At 56.8% G+C, this 18,993-nt stretch carries 15 protein-coding genes and 1 tRNA gene; 4 read left to right on the forward strand and 12 right to left on the reverse strand.

Annotation, left to right across the window (positions count from 1 at the left end; all coding sequences use genetic code 11):
* Together MED193_RS14460 and MED193_RS14465 are read right to left on the reverse strand one after the other, a co-directional pair.
* Positions 1-525 carry a TRAP transporter small permease gene (locus MED193_RS14460; protein WP_039966216.1) on the reverse strand — a complete coding sequence of 175 codons (525 nt, stop codon included), beginning with the start codon at positions 523-525 and terminating at the stop codon, positions 1-3.
* Positions 526-594: 69 nt separating this feature from the next.
* Entirely contained in the window at positions 595-1,554 is a 960-nt protein-coding gene (locus tag MED193_RS14465) for a TRAP transporter substrate-binding protein (protein ID WP_009810485.1), read from the reverse strand.
* A gap of 114 nt (positions 1,555-1,668) precedes the next feature.
* On the opposite strand from MED193_RS14465, the gene MED193_RS14470 reads away from it, so the two are divergent.
* A complete protein-coding gene (locus tag MED193_RS14470; protein ID WP_009810486.1) occupies positions 1,669-5,271 on the forward strand; it encodes a hydantoinase B/oxoprolinase family protein in 3,603 nt (1,200 codons plus the stop codon).
* Positions 5,268-6,677, forward strand: a complete 1,410-nt coding sequence (locus MED193_RS14475) for a Glu/Leu/Phe/Val dehydrogenase (protein ID WP_009810487.1) — start codon at positions 5,268-5,270, stop codon at positions 6,675-6,677. Before MED193_RS14470 ends, MED193_RS14475 begins: the two co-directional genes overlap by 4 nt.
* 207 nt (positions 6,678-6,884) lie before the next feature.
* Here MED193_RS14475 and MED193_RS14480 read toward each other — a convergent pair whose 3' ends face one another.
* The 4 genes from MED193_RS14480 to MED193_RS14495 form a co-directional block, all read right to left on the reverse strand.
* Positions 6,885-8,441: a relaxase/mobilization nuclease domain-containing protein gene (locus MED193_RS14480; protein ID WP_009810488.1), complete on the reverse strand. Its 1,557-nt coding sequence runs from the start codon at positions 8,439-8,441 to the stop codon at positions 6,885-6,887.
* Positions 8,441-8,908, reverse strand: coding sequence for a plasmid mobilization relaxosome protein MobC (locus tag MED193_RS23260; protein ID WP_009810490.1), 468 nt, complete (start codon positions 8,906-8,908; stop codon positions 8,441-8,443). The genes MED193_RS14480 and MED193_RS23260 overlap by 1 nt, the downstream gene beginning before the upstream one ends.
* On the reverse strand, positions 8,905-9,762 hold the full coding sequence (locus tag MED193_RS14490; protein ID WP_009810491.1) for a hypothetical protein: 858 nt from the start codon (positions 9,760-9,762) through the stop codon (positions 8,905-8,907). Before MED193_RS14490 ends, MED193_RS23260 begins: the two co-directional genes overlap by 4 nt.
* Positions 9,763-9,917: 155 nt before the next feature.
* A tRNA-Arg gene (locus tag MED193_RS14495) sits at positions 9,918-9,994 on the reverse strand.
* A gap of 168 nt (positions 9,995-10,162) precedes the next feature.
* Between MED193_RS14495 and MED193_RS14500 the strand changes: the two genes are divergently transcribed.
* Entirely contained in the window at positions 10,163-11,188 is a 1,026-nt protein-coding gene (locus MED193_RS14500; protein WP_009810492.1) for a LacI family DNA-binding transcriptional regulator, read from the forward strand.
* A complete protein-coding gene (locus MED193_RS14505) occupies positions 11,188-12,402 on the forward strand; it encodes a winged helix-turn-helix domain-containing protein (protein WP_009810493.1) in 1,215 nt (404 codons plus the stop codon). Before MED193_RS14500 ends, MED193_RS14505 begins: the two co-directional genes overlap by 1 nt.
* A 3-nt stretch (positions 12,403-12,405) precedes the next feature.
* On the opposite strand, the gene MED193_RS14510 is transcribed toward MED193_RS14505, so the two are convergent.
* From MED193_RS14510 to MED193_RS14535, 6 genes are all read right to left on the reverse strand, one after another.
* The gene (locus tag MED193_RS14510; protein ID WP_009810494.1) at positions 12,406-12,855 is read right to left on the reverse strand and encodes a thioesterase family protein; all 450 of its coding nucleotides are present in this window, start codon (positions 12,853-12,855) and stop codon (positions 12,406-12,408) included.
* 130 nt (positions 12,856-12,985) lie between these two features.
* On the reverse strand, positions 12,986-14,491 hold the full coding sequence (locus MED193_RS14515; RefSeq protein ID WP_039966219.1) for a TRAP transporter large permease: 1,506 nt from the start codon (positions 14,489-14,491) through the stop codon (positions 12,986-12,988).
* Positions 14,488-15,069, reverse strand: coding sequence for a TRAP transporter small permease (locus MED193_RS14520; protein WP_009810496.1), 582 nt, complete (start codon positions 15,067-15,069; stop codon positions 14,488-14,490). The genes MED193_RS14515 and MED193_RS14520 overlap by 4 nt, the downstream gene beginning before the upstream one ends.
* Before the next feature lie 74 nt (positions 15,070-15,143).
* Positions 15,144-16,190: a TRAP transporter substrate-binding protein gene (locus MED193_RS14525; protein ID WP_009810497.1), complete on the reverse strand. Its 1,047-nt coding sequence runs from the start codon at positions 16,188-16,190 to the stop codon at positions 15,144-15,146.
* A 514-nt stretch (positions 16,191-16,704) separates the two neighbouring features.
* The gene (locus MED193_RS14530; protein ID WP_009810498.1) at positions 16,705-17,403 is read right to left on the reverse strand and encodes a fumarylacetoacetate hydrolase family protein; all 699 of its coding nucleotides are present in this window, start codon (positions 17,401-17,403) and stop codon (positions 16,705-16,707) included.
* Positions 17,404-17,508: 105 nt separating this feature from the next.
* Positions 17,509-18,972, reverse strand: a complete 1,464-nt coding sequence (locus MED193_RS14535) for an aldehyde dehydrogenase (protein ID WP_009810499.1) — start codon at positions 18,970-18,972, stop codon at positions 17,509-17,511.
* Between the last annotated feature and the right edge of the window lie 21 nt (positions 18,973-18,993).

Genomic DNA, 18,993 nt, shown 5'->3' on the forward strand with positions numbered 1-18,993 from the left:
TTACACCTCCCCCGGGCTGGACAGGATCGGCGCGCGGGCCGCAAGTAGGTCGAACAAGGTATGAATAACGGCCACCAGCAACAGCCCGATCCCGAAGGCTGCGACACCTTGCGGAATCCAAAGGGGCACAGGGATGATCCCGTTCGACACATCCCCGTAGTGGACGCTTTCCACCACAAGTGCGCCCATGAAATAGGTCGCGTAGCCGATCAAACCGGTGGCGGCGATCAGCACGAACAGCTCGGCCACGAACTGGGCGGTCTTTGGCAAACGAGATACCACGAGGTTGACCCGAATATGTCCGCCTGCGCGCAGGGTATGGGCCATCGCCAAGAAGGTGGCCCCCGCCAGCATAAAGCCAGAAAAATCCGCGTAGGATGGAATGGTTGAAGGTAAGATACCCGGCGCAAAACGCCCGAAGGCATTGAGGCAAATTTGAGCAGAGATCAGAAGGCAGATGCACAGGATCAGCCCACCAGCGATCATGCCGCATACGTTATATAGGTTTTGAAGTAGGCGAGACATCGCAAAGCCGTCCTTATAAATAGAAAACTGGCCGACAGCTTACACGCTGCCGGCCAGTTCAGGGAGGTATTAGTTGTTATAGGCGTTCAGAACTGCGCGGGCGCTGTCGGATGCAGCCGCATCCCATGTGCCGAGCATTGTTTCACCGATGCCTTGCAGGCCTTCGATCAATTCTGCACTTGGCTCATAAACGGTGATGCCGTTCTCTGCGAGCGCGGCTGTCATGCTTTCGGCCTCGGCTGCAGACATTTCCCAACCACGGGTTTCGGCGGCTTCGGCAGCAGCCAGAACTGCGGCCTGCGTGTCAGCATCCAAACCATCAAACATACGCTGGTTCACAACTACGATGTTCTTAGGTACCCAAGCATTGATCGGTGTGTAATGGGTAACAAAATCCCATGCGGTTGAGTTCACACCAGTCGAAGGCGACGTAATCATCGCTTCCACTTGACCTGTCGCAAAGGCCTGCGGGATGTTGGACGCCTCAATCTGGACGGGTGCGGCACCGGCCAGCGTAGCAAATTCTTCCAACGCGGCGTTATAGGCGCGGAAGCGCAGGCCGTTCAGATCATCGACGGTGGCGATTTCACCGTTTGTATAAAGGCCCTGCGCTGGCCACGGCACAGAAAATAGCGGGATCAAACCCTGTTCGGCCAACAGCTCGGTAATGACGGGCTCTTGGGCGGCCCAAAGGCGCGCTGCGTCTTCATAGCTGGTGGCGACGAACGGCTGGCTGTCTACGCCGAACGCCAAATCTTCGTTTGACAGACGCGACAAAAAGAATTCGCCCAATGGAACAGAGCGGTTGCGCACGGCGCCTTTGATTTCCGCATGTGGGAACAATGAGCCCGCAGAATGCAGCGTGATATCCAGCGCACCATCGGTTGCGGCACGCACGTCATCGGCGAACGCGGCGATGTTTTGCGTGTGGAATGTGCTGTCGCCGTACGGTGTTGGCATGTCCCAGCTTTGCGCATGGGCGGCTGTCGCACAAACAAGCGCTGCTGCGCCAAGAATGAAGTGTTTCATGGTGTCTCTCCCTATCAAGACAAAAATGGTACGAATTATTTCGAATCCATGACGTTGACAATTTGTCAGCGTTATATCCATAAAGCAACAACAAATTGATTCTGGGAGAGCGATGTGGATCACGCGGATAATAAGAAATGGCAGTTTTGGGTCGACCGTGGCGGCACCTTTACCGATATCGTCGCACGAAAGCCCGATGGCACGCTACAGACCCACAAGCTTTTGTCCGAGAATCCCGAGGTTTATCCCGACGCTGCCGTGCACGGCATCAAGTCACTCCTTGGTGTCGCCCCCGGTGAAGACCTCCCTCCCGGTCAAATTGCGGCACTGAAGATGGGCACGACCGTTGCGACCAACGCTTTGTTGGAACGCAAGGGCGAGCGCACTGTTTTGCTGATCACCAAAGGCTTGCGAGATTTGTTACGCATCGGCTATCAGAACCGTCCTGATCTTTTTGCGCTGAACATCAAACTGCCGGAACTGCTCTATGAAGACGCAATTGAGATCGACGAGCGGGTCGCAGCCGACGGGAAAATCATCACAGCACTTGATACAACAAGCGCACGCGAAGCACTGTCGCGCGCCTACGGGAAAGGTTACCGCTCTGTCGCGATCGCGCTGATGCATGGGTACAAATACACCGATCATGAGGTGCGATTGGGCGAGATGGCGCGGCAGTCGGGCTTTACGCAGGTCTCTCTCAGCCATGAGGCCAGCCCGTTAATCAAGCTGGTGTCGCGCGGTGATACCGCTGTGGTGGATGCCTACCTATCCCCCATTTTACGTCGCTACATCGAACAAGTTGCGTCAGCTTTGAATGCCAAAGACGGCGGCTGTGACAGTCTAATGTTCATGCAATCCAACGGAGGCTTGACCGACGCTGAGCGGTTTCAGGGCAAGGATGCGATCCTATCAGGCCCTGCAGGTGGCGTTGTCGGCATGGTGCGCACCGCCGCCGATCTTGGGTTTGATCGCCTGATTGGGTTCGACATGGGCGGAACTTCAACAGATGTTTGCCACTATGCGGGTGAATTTGAGCGCTCGTTCGAGACCGAAGTGGCAGGTGTGCGGATGCGCGCACCAATGATGTCGATTCATACGGTCGCTGCGGGTGGCGGATCAATCCTTTCTTACCGAGACGGGCGTATGCAAGTTGGCCCCGAAAGCGCAGGCGCCAACCCTGGCCCCGCCGCATACCGTCGCGGCGGTCCTTTGACGGTGACCGATTGCAACGTGTTGCTGGGTAAACTGCAACCGAGCCAGTTCCCGTCTGTGTTTGGGCCGGAAGCGGATCAACCGCTGGACGCAGATGTCGTGCGTGAAAGGTTCACTGCCCTAAAACAAGACATTGGCACCGACAAATCCATCGAAGACATCGCCGAAGGGTTTTTGCGCATTGCGGTCGAGAACATGGCCAATGCGATCAAACAGATCAGTGTGCAACGTGGCTATGACGTGACCCAATACACCATGAATTGCTTTGGTGGCGCGGGTGGCCAACACGCCTGTCTCGTCGCGGACACTTTGGGGATGGAAAGCATCTTTATCCATCCATTTGCAGGCGTTCTGTCCGCATTCGGAATGGGATTGGCGGACGTCAGATCAATCCATGAGCACCAATTTGCCAAACCCATTGGCGAGACGACACAGGCGGAAATTACACTAGGTGAACTCATTGAAGCCGCCCAAGCGGAAGTGCGGTCCCAGGGCATTGCTGACACAGATATCTCAACGGTCGTCGCCGCGCATATCCGGACCGATGGCGCGCATCAGACGCTAGAAGTGCCCTTTGGCACACCGAGCGAGATGACCGAAAGATTTAACAAAGCGCATAAAACCCGCTTTGGCTTCGTACCCGAAAACGCGACGCTGATTATTGACCTTCTGACAGCGGAAGCGATTGGCTCGACCGGTGAAACGGTGACGTTGTCCGATACAACGCACAGTGATGAAGACGGCAAAACCGCGCAAATGTATGTGAATGGGGCGTGGACGGATGTGCCCTTGGTCAATCGCGCGGGCCTTGCGGCTGGGGACACCGTTACTGGCCCCGCGATTTTGACAGAACCCACAGGCACCAATATCATCGAGGACGGTTGGCATGCTGAGTGTGCTGCGGGCGGTAACCTTGTACTGCGCCGCATCGTGCCGCTGGATCGGGTTGAGGCCATTGGCACCACCGTTGATCCGGTCATGCTTGAGGTGTTCAACAACCTTTACATGTCCATTGCCGAACAGATGGGCGCGACCCTCGCGAACACTGCTTTTTCAGTGAACATCAAAGAACGCTTGGATTTCTCTTGTGCGATTTTCGACCATCACGGTGATCTGGTCGCCAACGCGCCGCATGTGCCGGTGCACCTGGGATCAATGTCAGGCAGCGTTCGGTCGATCCTTCATCAAAACGCGGGCAAAATCCGCCCCGGCGATGTGTTCATGATGAACAACCCGTTTAATGGCGGCACCCACTTGCCGGATGTGACGGTCATCACCCCGGTTTTTGATGCTGCTGGCGAAAATATCATTTACACGGTCGCCTCGCGCGGGCATCACGCTGACATTGGAGGCACTACGCCCGGCTCCGCACCTCCAGACAGCCGCCATATCGACGAAGAAGGCGTATTGATCGACAATTTCTTGCTGGTCAAACAAGGCGTCCTGCAAGAGGCGCAAACCCGCGACCTGTTATCGTCTGCCAAATACCCATGCCGCAATGTGGATCAGAACATGGCCGATCTGGCCGCGCAAATTGCCGCCAACGCGACGGGCGAGCGGGAATTACAGAAAATTACCCGCCAGTTCGGTTTGGACGTTGTGCATGCCTATATGGGCCACGTGCAAGACAACGCCGAAGAAAGCGTGCGCCGTGTTTTGGATGTGCTGCATGATTGCGATTTCACCTATCCACTGGACAGCGGTGCGCAGATCAAAGTGAAGATCTCGGTAGACAAAAAAGCACGCACTGCTGACATTGATTTTACGGGTACGTCCAAACAAGACGACCTTAACTACAATGCACCTTTGTCCATTTGTCGCGCCGTGGTTTTGTATGTCTTCCGCACGCTCGTCGGGGCCAACATCCCCATGAACGAAGGCTGCATGAAACCCCTGCATCTTACGGTTCCTTCAGGGTCAATGATCAACCCTGATGCGCCTGCTGCCGTGATTTCGGGCAATACGGAAGTTAGCCAAGCCATTGCCGACACGCTTTATGGCGCGCTTGGTGTCGTTGCGGGCAGCCAAGGGACGATGAACAACTTCGTCTATGGAAATGACGACGTCCAAAACTATGAAACGATTTGCGGCGGCACTGGTGCGGGCGACGGATTTGATGGTGCCAGTGCCGTGCATAGCCACATGACCAACACCCGCATGACGGACCCCGAAGTTCTGGAAACGCGTTTTCCCGTGCGCGTGGAGGAATTTTCGATCCGGCGCGGGTCTGGTGGTAATGGCGCGTTCAAAGGCGGTGACGGCATCATCCGCAAATTGCGGTTTATGGAACCGATGACTGTCACGACCCTCACATCACATCGCAAAACTGCGCCGCACGGGGCATCAGGCGGGGCACCCGGCGCTACGGGCGAAAACTCTGTCGTTCGTGCGGATGGAACTCAGATCGCAATGCAGGGCAATGATGTCGCGCAGATGGATGTCGGTGATGTTTTTGTCCTCAAATCCCCCGGCGGTGGTGGTTATGGAAAGGCAAAATCATGAGCGCGGGGTTCCTGTCTGACGTAGAGGCGATGTACGACCGCGCAGCCGTAAATGTGGATATGCCAGACGGCTTGTCTGATAAAATCAAGGCCTGCAATGCAACCTATGTCACCCGTTTTGGTGTACGTCTGCGTGGGCGGATGTTCACCTTTCGCGGATGGCGCGCCACGCATTCCACCCATAGCGGCCCTGCGAAGGGCGGGATCAGATACGCGCCCAACGTTGATCAAGATGAGGTCGAAGCACTGGCCGCGCTGATGAGTTATAAATGCGCCTTGCTGAACCTGCCTTTTGGCGGATCAAAGGGCGCGTTGGAAATCACGCCATCCGATTGGGAACCGTTCGAGCTTGAGAAAATCACCCGCCGCTTCGCGCAAGAGCTTATGCGTCACGGATTTTTGGCCTCTGCCACCAATGTTCCGGCCCCTGATGTTGGCACCAACCAGCAAATGATGATGTGGATTGCCGATGAATATCGCCGCTACAAACCCGATGATATCAACGGCATGGGATGTGTCACCGGCAAACCGGTGACCGGTGGCGGGATCGCAGGACGAACGGAAGCCACAGGGCGCGGTGTGCAATACGCGATCCATGCGTTCTTTCAGTCTGAAAGGGACCGACATGCTGCAGGATTCGAGAGCGACAAATTGGAGGGGCAGCGCGTTATCATACAGGGGTTGGGAAACGTCGGCAGCCACGCCGCGCAGTTTCTAAGCGATGACGACGGATGCAAGATTATCGCCGTGATTGAACATGACGGTGTGGTTCGCAACGCCGATGGTTTGGACATCGCAGCCCTCAAGGCGCATCAAATCGCGACGGGAAGCATCATGGGATTTGATGGCGGAACATCTGACGGAAACGGCGCTGCGGCCTTGGAAGATGCCTGCGATATCTTGATCCCTGCGGCCTTGGAAAGCGTCATTCACGCAGACAACGCTGCAAGAATACAGGCGCGGCTGGTGGTGGAAGCTGCGAACGGCCCCGTCACATATGCGGCTGATGAAATCCTTAGACAACGCGGCATCACGATCATACCCGATATGTTGGCCAACGCGGGTGGCGTGGTCGTCAGTTATTTTGAATGGGTCAAAAACATTACTCACATGCCCTTTGGTTTAATGGAGCGTCGCCAAACCGACCGTGAGCATCGCATTCTCGCCCACTCCATGGAGAAAATGACAGGGCAATCTTTCCCATCAGAACATAAGGGCGAATTTCTGGCCGAACGCGGTGAGATCGACCTTGTACGGTCTGGTTTGGCAGAGATGATGCATCAGGCGTTTGACGAAGTGTCAGCACATGCGCACCAGAGCCGGGAGGGTGCAGTGACATTACGAGACGCTGCTTATGAAATTGCCATCAAGCGCATTTCCGGAGCGTACCAAGCAATTGGCCTCTAAGTTTGACAAAATCAAACCGGACATTGGCGCAACCGCAGCGAAAGCTCACTTCGTCCCACAACACGGCCATCCTTCGCAGGCTCGCGAATGACTGGTTTCTCCGCTGCGCGCCCCCCAAGGAAATCGCATACATGCAGCGTTTTGCTGAAGATCGAATTCAGGGTTCCTGCTAAAGACCTTCGAACCACGTCAGAAATTGCAATAAGATCAAAGCGAATGTCCAGCGCTGCGGTGGCTATCTCTCGCGTCTAACTCTCTTTCAGCCGCTTCTCGGCGTCTTTCGCTAGTTTCCAGCTGGTCTCTAACCCCGCCTGCAGCGTCGCGTAATTCTGCTCCTCGCGCAGCAAGTCGGCCAATGTGGTGACGGACGTAAGATGTGATTTCATCAATAGCGCCACGCAATGCGCCAAGCCATTCACCTTGCTTTCGATCCTGCTGGTCGAGCGCTTCTCCAAGGCGTGCAATTCCTTGGCTGAACTCTCGCAGGCCGTCACCAACCGCTCGACGGATGCGAGCAATTCGCGTTCCAATGCTGTCAGGGTCTGTGTCATCTAGGGTTCCTTGATCTCGATACAGATGACCGGCGTCCCGGCCATGGTGCAGGTCTTCAATTCGGTCCGGTCGGGGTCCAGCGTCACCCATGTCTGCCCAGCCTGTTCGATCCGTGTCAGGCCAAGCCTCGTCATCTCCGAGCGCGTGAACAAGCCCGTCCAAAACCAACTCGCGATCAGCACTGTCGCGATCCAGGATGAGACCATCGCCACGATCACCCAGGGTGAGATCGTCAACCAGCGCCTGATCGTCTCGCTCCGCCTCTCCAACTCGCTCCTGCTGTCGCTCAGAAAGAACCTGATATCGGTCTCGATTGTATGTAGCGCGCTGGTCGCAATGCTGCTGAAATCGCTCCTGAAGCTCTCCAGCTGAGATGCCATCAAGGCGGCGTGGTCGCTGCGTATTGTCTCCAGGTCCGCGTTCAATTTCTCGGCGAGGCGGTTCGGCTTGCCAGTCGTCATGGAAAATCTCTCCTTTCAAGCGCCAGCGTTCACCGGTGTCCGGGTCTTTGGCGATGATGTAATCTTTGCTGGCACGGGGGATCTCGAAGCCCGCGTCAGTGAGTGCGTCGATCATGCTAGCGCGGTCAGTGATGATGCCGACGCTGATCTGATCGAGTATCCATTCGTGCAGCGCCTCGCGACCTTGCGCGCGCGTCGGCGCTTCAATCGTCGCTCTCACTTCACGGGCGCGTTCTGGGTCCAAAGGGTCTGCCCAACCGTGAGTCTTGTTCATCAAATCGCGCAGGCTGGAAAAAGCGCTCTCATGGCCTGGCGGTGCGATGTTCAGCGCCTTGCCGGTGCTGAACTCAAGGCGTGGCGTACAGAAGTGCAGCTCGACGTTGCCCTCATGCGAGTGGCGCACCCAAAGGCAGTCGTATTGATCCCTGTCCAGCCCAGCAAAGGCCAGAGCCTCAAATAGCTCAATGGCCTCTTGCTGGGCGGCGGGACTGGGATCGTCGCTGTCGGCAAAGCTGATCACACCTGCCGTGTAGCTCCATTTGTTGGGGCTCGCATCGATCAGGTCGCGGGTCTGATCGGGATTGCCGTGCAGCACCTCGGGCAGCGGGTCGCGGATCTTGGTTTGCGGCTGGCCGTTGTCATAACGGATCAGATTGCGGTTCTCGTCATAGGCCAGAACTTCACGCGCTGTCAGGTAGTCTACGGGAGCTGCACCGCCACCAGTGCCGGTGGAGAAGAACGAGATGATCATTAGCCACCGCCTGTGTGCGCCGCCACGATCTGCGCCATCTGCCGCTCGATGACCACCAGTTGTGTCGCGACCTTGAGAGCATCGATCTGGCTCGCGCGGCCGGATTTGACCGCGCCGTTGATCCAGCGGGAGAGCTGATTGAGGTTGCCGCCGACGCGGGCAATCGCAAAGGTCAGCTTCGGGTCAACACGGGGGACGGGCTTGCGCCGACGTGCCTCAGTCAGCCCCAAGGCCTCACGCATCAACGTGGCATTGGGCAGGCCAGCGGCGTGCGATTTGGCCACAAGCGCTGCCTTTTCCGACGGGGTGCATCGAAAGATCACACTCTCGGAAAGGCCCTCTTTGACGCCGCTTGCGCGCGTCTGGTTGGGGTTTGAAGGGGAGGCTTGCCGCCCCTCACAAGTCCCGCCGATGTAATCGGTGGGTAACCTTGCTCTCTGCTCTTTGTTGGGATCGGTCGCACTCATGCTCTGAGCCCCGCCGCCTCGATTTCAGCAGGGCTGACCAGGTTTGCGGCCAGCAAAGCGGTTACTTGGCCGGGCGTGATATGGCGGCAAAGGGGGTGCTTGTCCGTGACCCAGTCGGCCAAGCCTTTCAGCAGTTCGGCTTCTTTGGCTTTGCCTGCTTCTCGCGCCTCCTCAACATCGTGAAGGTATTTCAACCAACGGCCAGACGTGAACCAATTGTCGGAGAAACACACTTTGGAGCGGGTGAAGCCTTCGCTTTCGGATGCATAGGCCCGCACGGCGCCCTCGAGGTCTTTGGCATCCACTCCGTCGGCCAACGCTTGGCGGATTTGTGAGAGACAAACCGCTTTGCCGCGAATGCGATCCTCCGGATAGGCTGACAAAATCTTTTCAGAAGCTTCTTCCTCCACCGCCGCCTTCGCGTGCGAAGGATCTGGTTTTTGATATGGTTTATATCTGTTCTTATAGGATTTGCCCTCTGGGGCAGATGGCTTGCCCTCAGGGGCAAATGCATCATTTTCCCTTTCGGTCGGATCGATTTGCCCATTTGGGCAAATGGAGTTGCCCAGGGCATACCAACAGGTTCGGTCATAGCGATCATCGCTGAAATTGCCCTTGATGATCAGCTCTGCGCTGACCAACTTTTCGAGCGCCGTGCGGATCTGCTTCTCGCTCAGATAGGGGAACAAGTCACCAAAGGCCGAGATCGAATTGTAGGTCCAATACCGCCCGTCTCGAAGGTTACGGCGATTGGCTTGGTTCTTCTCGATCCAGAAGGTGATGTTTTGGAAAATCACCGCTGCATTGAGACCGACACGTCCGGCGATTTCGGGATCAAAGCTATGGCGGCTCATGATCGACCCCCGAAATACGCACAAACGTGCGAATTTTGTACAGGTTTTGTACGAGAAATCGGCCGTTTCAGCCGATTTCGGGCCGAAGGCTGGCGGGGCTTTCTGCACGCTTCCACACAACGCCCTGTAAATAAGCCACATTTTTCAGGTGTTTTTGGCGACCCCGGCAGGATTCGAACCTGCAACCTGCCCCTTAGGAGGGGGCTGCTCTATCCAGTTGAGCCACGGGGCCGTGTCTGTTTACGCGATAGCAAATCCTCAGAGCTATCACAATGAGGCTCAGGGCCTGTGTCAGTGTTTCTTCAAGGGCTCTGTTGCGCGCCTTTCGTGCTGGGCCCCATTGTACTAGGCCCGTGCACTGGCTAACCTGAAAGCAGCTGAATATATGAGGCCTTAGAACGTGACCACGGAAACCAAGCGCCCGCTTACCCTACGCGATGTATCAGAGGCCACCGGCGTCTCAGAAATGACTGTAAGCCGGGTCTTACGAAACCGCGGAGATGTATCGGAAAAAACCCGCGTCAAAGTCCTGACCGCTGCAAAGGAACTGGGCTATGTGCCCAATAAAATCGCCGGAGCGCTGGCCTCCAAGCGGGTCAACCTTGTCGCGGTGATTATTCCTTCGCTGTCCAATATGGTCTTTCCCGAGGTGCTCACCGGGGTCAATCAAGTGTTGGAAAACACCCCGTTGCAGCCGGTGGTAGGCGTGACGGACTACCAACCGGAAAAAGAAGAAAAAGTTCTCTATGAGATGTTATCCTGGCGACCCTCTGGTGTGATTATTGCAGGCCTGGAACATACCGAAGCCGCGCGGGCTATGCTCAATGCCGCGGGGATTCCGGTGGTGGAGATCATGGATACGGATGGCAAGCCAGTGGATTCCATGGTGGGCATTTCCCATCGCCGCGCAGGCAGTGAAATGGCGCGTGCAATCCTGAAGGCTGGCTATCGTCATATAGGTTTCATGGGCACAAAGATGCCGCTGGATCATCGCGCGCGCAAACGGTTCGAGGGCTTTACCGAGGCCCTGGCCAAAGAGGGCGTCGAGATAGAGGATCGTGCGTTTTATTCTGGTGGTTCGGCCTTGGCAAAGGGACGCGAGATGACGGCAGAGATGCTGGAACGCTCGCCTGAACTGGATTTCCTTTATTATTCCAACGATATGATCGGTGCTGGGGGGCTTTTGTACCTACTAGAGCAGGGCATTGATGTGCCAGGGCAGATTGGTCTTGCGGGGTTCAACGGGGTTGAGCTGCTGCAGGGATTGCCGCGCCAGTTGGCCACTATGGATGCCTGCAGGCTCGAGATTGGGCGCAAGGCGGCCGAGATCATTGCCTCGCAGCTGGATGACCCTGAGGCGGCACAAGAACACCATGTGACGCTAACCCCCACCATTTCTTTTGGTGATACGCTTAAGCGTCGTTGATGGCTCTGCCGCGCCTTGAAAACGCGCAGGCACGGCGGTTGTTCATGGATCGTCATGCCCTGCTGCAGCCACCAAGCGGCGGCTCCAAGGGGGCAGACCTGTTACAGCTGATTTCCCAGCTGGGGTTTGTGCAGCTCGACAGTATCAACACTGTGGCACGGGCTCATGATATGATCCTCTATGCCCGACGCCCCAGTTATCGCGCCAAACATCTGACCAATCTCTATCACGGTGGTGGGGCGCTGTTCGAACATTGGACCCATGACGCGGCGATGATCCCGCTGGCCTATTATCCGCAGTGGCATTTGCGGTTCCAGCGCGACGAAGAATTGCTCCGCAAGCGCTGGCGCAACTGGCGCCGCGATGGGTTTGAGCAGCAGTTTGAGACGGTACTGAAACACATCCGCGACCACGGTCCAGTCAGTTCGTCTGATCTGGGCAAGGATGAGAAAAAGAGCTCTGGCGGATGGTGGGATTGGCACCCCTCCAAGACCGCATTGGAGTATCTATGGCGCACCGGTGCACTGACCGTAATAGGCCGTTCAGGGTTCCAAAAACGCTATGATCTGACTGAACGGGTGATCGAAGAGCACTTGCATGCTCCGGCAAATCAGCTGGATCCGGCGCAGACGGTGGACTGGCTGTGCAACAATGCGCTGGACCGGCTTGGCTTTGCTACGCCAGGAGAGCTTGCCGCGTTCTGGGACACGGCCAGTAATGCCGAGGCGCGGAGCTGGTGCCAAGAGGCAAAGGCGCGCGGTGAGATCGAAGAGATCGAGGTCGCGGCGGCAGATGGCAGCCTGCGCAAGAGCTATGCCCGTCCGGGTGTGATTGAGCAGGCAGCGGAGCTGGGGCCTGCGCCGGGGCGGATGCGGGTGCTTAGCCCCTTTGATCCGATGTTGCGCGACCGCAAACGGGCCGAACGGCTATTTGGTTTCCACTACCGGATTGAGGTTTTTACCCCGGCGCCAAAGCGCATCTATGGCTACTATGTCTTTCCGCTGATTGAAGGGCAGAAAATGGTGGGCCGCATCGACATGAAGGCGGATCGTGCGGCGGATTGCCTCCGGGTGACCGCGCTCTGGCCAGAGCGTGGTGTTAAGTTCTCTGCTGCGCGGACAAAACGGCTGGAGGCTGAATTGGATCGGGTTGCACGCTTTGCCGGACTGGCAGCGGTGGGTTTTGCGGATGGCTGGTTGCGCCAACCGGTTTGAAGATTACTCCGGGCGCAAATTGGCTTCGATCACGGCGCGATAATCTGCTGGGGCAGGGCGGGCTTTGAACTCTGACGGGTCGATAAAGACGCAGGTGAAACGGCCCTCAAAGCACAGTGTGCCCTTCTGGCGGGCATCGACGCGGAAGGTCACCGATTTATTGCCAATGGCGCTGGGCCAGACCTCGCACTCCAGGCGGTGGCGCGGGGTGACGGGCGAGCGGAATTCCAACCCCATGCTGACAAAGGGCGTGCCGGTGCCGCGATCCAGCTCCATCTGGTACCAACCGTCGCCGTCCAGATGGTGCTCCCACCAGGCGTCGATTGCCTCCAGTGCAAAGGTAGGCAAATGGCCGGTATAGGCGATCTGGGCGGGGTCACAGTGACCCCAGCCGACGCGCATGCTGTGGACAAAGGGGCTAATATGGCCTGTATCGCTAAGCTGTTGTGACATTTCAATTCCTTGCCTGCGCTGCGGGTGTGCTACCCTAACTTTGGGCGCGCGAGGTTTCAAACGCTTCAGTGAAAAGCCCTCTCCCAGGCGAGCTGGAAGAGGGCGCTGTTTGATCCGGTTTAGCCCTTGGTTAGCCCCAGAGCACCAGTGGCAATAGGGTGATGAAGGGGAATATCACCAGGATAATCACGCGGATGATATCGGAGGCCACAAAGTACATCACCGCCTTGTAGGTATCGATCATCTTGGTCTTGCGATCCATCGCGTTGATGATGAAGAGGTTCATCCCAACAGGCGGGGTGATCAGGCCAACCTCGACCACGATGAGCACCAGAATACCAAACCAGATGGCGACATATTCTGCCTCGATGCGGTTGACGCGGCCCTCTGTGACCCGAATGCCCAGCTCTTTCATCTGCTCGCGGGTCAGTTCAACGCCATTGGCGATGCTTTCCTGAATTGAGGCGAGCATTTCAGCCCCCATGCCGTCAGGCACCCCGTTGTTCAACACCTCCATGGCGGCACTGGCCTGCATGTCGATGAGCGAGAGCAGTCCAAAATCCATCACTGAGATCACCGGGAAGAAAATCGGAATGGTCAACAGGATCATCGACAGACTGTCCATTAGGCAGCCAAAGATCAGATAGAAGGCGAGGATCAACGCCAGCACCATCCAGGGGCTAAAGCCCTGGCTGACCACGAAATCGGCGAGTTCCTGCGGCACCTTCGTCAGGGCGAGGAAGCCGTTGTAAAAGCCCGCCCCCAGAACGATGAAAAAGATCATTGCGGTAGAGCGCGCCGTTACCATGAAGCTGTCGATGAGATTGGGGCGATCCAGCCCGCCGTTCAGCCAGGCAATCAAACCGGTGCCAAAGGCGCCCACTGCTGCGCCCTCGGTTGGGGTGAACAATCCGCCATAGATGCCGCCAACAACCAGACCAAAGACCGTGAGCACAGGCCAGACTTTGACCAGGTTGGCAAAGCGGTCAGACCATGGAATGGCTGGGCGGGTGCCTGCGGCTTTGGGGTTCAGGCGCACATAGATCGAAATCACAATGACATAGCCAATGGCCGCCAGCAGGCCTGGAATAAAGGCCGCGAGGAACAGCTTGGCAATGTTTTGTTCGGTTAGGATGGCATAGATCACCAACACAACCGAGGGCGGGATCAGGATGCCAAGAGTGCCGCCTGCTGCCAGTGTCGCGGTGGAAAACCCGCCGGCATAGCCATACTGCTTCAGCTCAGGCAGAGCGACCCGGCCCATGGTCGCAGCCGTGGCCAGTGAGGAGCCACAGATGGCACCAAAACCGGCGCAGGCCCCGATCGAGGCCATGGCAACACCGCCCTTTTTGTGACCAAGAAAACCCTCAGCCGCTTTGAACAGTGCCGTGGACATGCCGCCCAGGGTGGCAAAATGGCCCATCAGCAGGAACATGGGAACAATGGTCAGCGAATAGGAGGAAAAGGTCGAGTAGGTCTCACTTTTGAGGCGGCCAAAGGCCACCTGCGTGCCATCGGTGACGATGATCAGGCCGCCTAAGCCGACCAGAAACATCGACAGGCCAATCGGCACCCGCAGAAAGATCAGCCCCATCAGTACCGGAAAGGAGGCGATGCCTATTTCAAGAGTAGTCACTGTTCACCCTCCACGCCGTCCCAGATCTGGATGCGGCCGGTAAAAAATTCATAAGTGCGTACACCGGCCATGTAGAGGCCAAGCACCGCAGCAATCGTTGCGCCGAAGAGGCTGGCGCCATAGGCCCACCAAACTTTGAACTCCAGTAGGAAAGAGGTCTCTCCATTGCCAAATTTGCTGATGGTTCCAGCGGCTAGACGCCAAGCGATCAGCACCAGGACGGCAGCAAACAGGATTTCGGTGACCATGCGCAAAAAGCGGTTCACACCGCGGGGAAAAGCATTGGCAACTACATCCACTGCGGCGTGTCCGGCAGAGATCTGGCAGAGGGGAATGAAGGCAAAAATCGCAAAGGCAACACCGGCTTCGACCAGTTCGAAATCGCCATTGATTGGTCCCACCCAGGTGATCATCCAGTTTGAAAAGCCCGGTGCAAGAAACTGCATAATATCGCCATGGAAGACGCCATTGAGCAAGCGGCCGACAATCGACAGGCAGGTCATGATGATCAGAAGAGAGAGGACCATACCGCCGATAATGGCCATAGTTCTGGCCAGCCCCATCATGAGCTTATGCATGGTTTAAACCCTTTATTGTGCGCAAAGGGCCGCGGCACCAAATGCTGCTGCGGCCCTTTAACAGTACGTCTAGCTTACTTCACGTATTGTGGCGTGTATTTTTCGATCAGATAGGAAGCTTCATCCAGAAGCGCCTGCCCGTCGATGCCTTTTTCGGTCATGTCGGCCAGCCATTTGTCATAGACAGGCTGCGACAGTGTACGCCATTCAGCGGTCTGGTCTTCGTCCAGGGTGATGACGTTGTTGCCATTATCCAGAGCAGCCTCACGCGATGGATCATCAGAATCGGCCATGGTGCCACCAGCAAAGACGGAGAATTCCAGACCAGAATTGTCATCAATTGCTGCTTTCTGGGCGTCGGAGAGGCTCTCGTACTTCTCTTTGTTCATCGCCAGAACAAAGGTCAGAGTGTAGAGCGCCTTGCCGGTGAACTCAGTGTGGCTTTCAACCAGTTCTGGCACTTTCAGCGCTGCGGTGACTTCCCATGGGATGGTGGTGCCATCGATCACGCCTTTGGACAGACCTTCGGGGATCGCAGGAACAGGCATGCCAACGGGGGTCGCGCCCAGCTGTGTCAGCAGCGAGTTGACCGAACGGCCACCGCCACGGATTTTCATGCCCTGCAGGTCAGCGGGGGTTTCTACCGGATCTGAGGTATGGATAACGCCAGGGCCGTGAACCCATGTACCCAGGATTTTGACATCCTTGAACTCGGTGTCTTTCATGTGCTTATCGAACATTTCCCAATAGGCGTGCGAGGTTGCACGGGCATTGGTCATCATGAAGGGCAGTTCAAAGACTTCGGTAGAAGGGAAACGACCGGGTGTATAGGCGACAACGGTCCAAACGATGTCTGCAACGCCATCGATGGCCTGGTCCATCAGCTCTGGTGGCTTACCGCCCAGCTGCATCGAAGGAAAACGGTCAATGGTGATTTCCCCACCAGAGGCCGCTTCGACCTTGTCAGCCCAGACATCCAGGATCAGCTTTGGCACATTGGCCTGTGCTGGCAGAAACTGGTGCAGTTTCAGGGTGACGTTTTCGGCAAATGCCGAAGTGGCGCTGAGGGCGACGATGGCGGCGGCGCCAGCAGCTCCAAGAAGCTTTCTACGAGTGGTCATATGATTCCTCCCTTTTGACCTTGTCATTTACCATCCTATTGCCGTGAAAAACGATATTGCAACAAGAGGCTCAATTCTTTCCATTTTGTTCCCAGAGGGCCAAGATTCGTGCGTGAAACGATCTGTCTGGACCCTCAGCTATTTGGTGCATTTGTAACTATCAATGCCAGTTGATGTATTTTCCACTCATGAATTTGCTGATTGGATCTGGTCTGAGATGTCTATTGGGTCCTTTCCCAGTCCTGACATGGATATGTTACATATTTTTAACATTCGCATGCCGAGTGATACATCTCACCACTATGTAGAGGTTTTTTCAATCCCTCTTTGCCGGCCAATGTGGCGACAAGATCGCGCAGGCTTCCCCCAATCCCTGTTGTGATAATCGCCGCAGACCTTTGCCGACATCACGACCAATTGGGCCCTACTATGCAAAGCACAGGGCTGTTTGCGAATGGACCGAGGGCACATGATCTTGTCAATTTCATACCTGGACCTCGCCCATGGGGCGAACTTACTCTGGTTCTATCAGGTTTAGGGAGATCGGGGTGAGGCCGGTGATTGCGCCGTTGATTTGTTGATTAGGGAGGACCGGACCAACGCCTGCCGGGGTGCCTGTCAGGATCAGATCTCCAGGGCGGAGGTGGTAGAAGCCGGATAGGTGGCAGATAATTTCCTCGACCGACCAAATCAGCTCGGCCAGCGTGGCGTCCTGTTTGATCTCATCATCTAGGGTCAACCAAATGCGTTGATCTGCTACTGGCCCCCAATCCCCTGCCTTGGTCAGTGGTGCAAAGACGGCGCCTTGTTCCAGATCCTTCCCCAGATCCCAGGGACGCTGTTTTTTACGCTCACGGATCTGCAGGTCGCGCCGGGTCATGTCCAACGCGCAGCCATAACCGTAGATCGCTGCGCGGGCTTCTTTGGCTGTGGCTCGAAACAGCGGTTTGCCAATGGCCAGGGCCAGCTCCATTTCGTAGTGAAAATTCTCGCTGCCCGGAGGGTAGGGGGCAGAACCGCCGGAAAGCATCGCATTGGCACTGGATTTGGTGAAGTAGAATGGCGCCTCGCGGTCGACTTCTACCCCCATTTCAGCCGCATGGGCGGCATAGTTGCGGCCCACACAGAAAATCCGGCCAACAGGGTATTTCGCCGTTTCGCCCTGTACCGGGATGGACAGCGGCTCGGGGAGGGGGAACAGGGTTTCTGGCATGTCAGCACCTCTATAATGGAGGCAGGGTCAAACCTGCCTCTGCCTATGTGGTGCCACCATAAGGAGATATTCAGCCTTGCCTATAGGAAAGGATGCGCTGTGTGACTAGCGCATCACAAAGGGGTCAGGGATAGGATCATCCGAGGTGCGCAGCCAGACGGCTTTGACCTTGGTATAGTCCAGCGCGGCCTGCAGCCCGCCTTCCCGTCCATGCCCGGACAGCCCATGCCCACCAAAGGGCGCAATTGGAGAGACCGCCCGGTAGGTGTTGACCCAGACAATGCCGGCCCGAATGCCTCGGATCATCCGATGCGCCCGCGTCAGGCTCTGGGTAAACACCCCCGAGGCAAGCCCGAATTTGGTATCATTGGCAATGCGCAGGGCCTCTTCCTCGGTGTCAAAGCTGACCACCGATAGCACTGGTCCAAAGAATTCGCGGCTCAGGCAGGGGGCCTCTGGCGCGTCAGAGCAATCCAGAATAGTTGGCGGAAAGTAATAGCCCGGACCATCCGGCGCGCTGCCGCCGGTGACCAGCTTGGCGCCTGCTGCGGTGGAGGCGGCAATCAGAGCCAGCGCATGGTCGCGCTGCGCCTTTGTGCAAAGGGGGCCCACTTCGGTGGCCATATCATCCGGCGCACCAATGACTACGGCCTCAGCTTTTTTTTTCAACCGCGCCAAGAATTGATTTTTGATCTTGCTGGAAATCACCAGTCGTGATCCCGCAACACAGCTTTGCCCGGTCGCGGCAAAGATCCCTGAGATCTGCGCATTCACGGCACTCTCAATATCGGCGTCTTCAAAGACGATAAACGGCGATTTGCCGCCCAGCTCCAGTGAGGTAGAGGCAAGGTTTTCTGCCGAATTGCGTACAATATGGCGCGCGGTTTCGGGCCCGCCGGTAAAGGCGACATGGGCCACCTTTGGATGCGAAGTGAGTGTCGCGCCTGCCTCTGGTCCGCCAGTGATTACGTTCAGCACGCCGGGCGGAAACCCTGCCTGATCAAAAATGCGGGCAAACTCCAGCATCGGCGCCGGGCCTTCCTCGGAGGCTTTCAGCACCACCGTGCAACCGGCCGCCAGCGCAGGGCCGATCTTTACCGCCGACAGGAACAGCTGCGAGTTCCAGGGTACAATCGCCGCCACCACGCCCAGAGGTTCGCGCCTTAGCCAGACCTCCATATCTGGTTTATCAATCGGCAGATGCGCGCCTTCGATCTTATCCGCCAGGCCCGCATAATAGCGGTAGTACTCTGCCACATAGGCGATCTGGGCTGAGGTCTCGCGGATGATCTTGCCTGTGTCGCGGGTTTCCAACTCTGCCAGTCGCGGAGCATTTTCCGCCACCAGATCGGCCAATTTCAGCAGCAGCTTGCCGCGTTGGCTGGCGGTCATCAATGACCAGTCAGGGGCAAAAAACGCATCTTCTGCGGCCTGCACAGCCCGGTCCACATCCGCGGCCGAGGCGGCAGGCATCTGCGCCCAGGCCGTGCTGGTTGCGGGATCAAAGCTCTCGAACTGACTGGTGCCGTCTTCGAACTGTCCGCCGATATACTGCTGAAAATGCTGCATTTTCTGTCCTCGTTGATAATC

Source organism: Roseobacter sp. MED193 (genome assembly GCF_000152965.1).
Taxonomy (GTDB): domain Bacteria; phylum Pseudomonadota; class Alphaproteobacteria; order Rhodobacterales; family Rhodobacteraceae; genus Pseudophaeobacter.

Bases quoted from the DNA above. Each gene is read 5' to 3' on its own strand.
- MED193_RS14490 (WP_009810491.1), bottom strand. From the start codon at position 9,762: ATGAGCCGCCATAGCTTTGATCCCGAAATCGCCGGACGTGTCGGTCTC.
- MED193_RS14475 (WP_009810487.1), top strand. From the start codon at position 5,268: ATGAGCGCGGGGTTCCTGTCTGACGTAGAGGCGATGTACGACCGCGCA.
- MED193_RS14510 (WP_009810494.1), bottom strand. From the start codon at position 12,855: ATGTCACAACAGCTTAGCGATACAGGCCATATTAGCCCCTTTGTCCAC.
- MED193_RS14525 (WP_009810497.1), bottom strand. From the start codon at position 16,190: ATGACCACTCGTAGAAAGCTTCTTGGAGCTGCTGGCGCCGCCGCCATC.
- MED193_RS23260 (WP_009810490.1), bottom strand. From the start codon at position 8,908: ATGAGTGCGACCGATCCCAACAAAGAGCAGAGAGCAAGGTTACCCACC.
- MED193_RS14535 (WP_009810499.1), bottom strand. From the start codon at position 18,972: ATGCAGCATTTTCAGCAGTATATCGGCGGACAGTTCGAAGACGGCACC.
- MED193_RS14460 (WP_039966216.1), bottom strand. From the start codon at position 525: ATGTCTCGCCTACTTCAAAACCTATATAACGTATGCGGCATGATCGCT.
- MED193_RS14530 (WP_009810498.1), bottom strand. From the start codon at position 17,403: ATGCCAGAAACCCTGTTCCCCCTCCCCGAGCCGCTGTCCATCCCGGTA.
- MED193_RS14505 (WP_009810493.1), top strand. From the start codon at position 11,188: ATGGCTCTGCCGCGCCTTGAAAACGCGCAGGCACGGCGGTTGTTCATG.
- MED193_RS14480 (WP_009810488.1), bottom strand. From the start codon at position 8,441: ATGATCATCTCGTTCTTCTCCACCGGCACTGGTGGCGGTGCAGCTCCC.
- MED193_RS14520 (WP_009810496.1), bottom strand. From the start codon at position 15,069: ATGCATAAGCTCATGATGGGGCTGGCCAGAACTATGGCCATTATCGGC.
- MED193_RS14465 (WP_009810485.1), bottom strand. From the start codon at position 1,554: ATGAAACACTTCATTCTTGGCGCAGCAGCGCTTGTTTGTGCGACAGCC.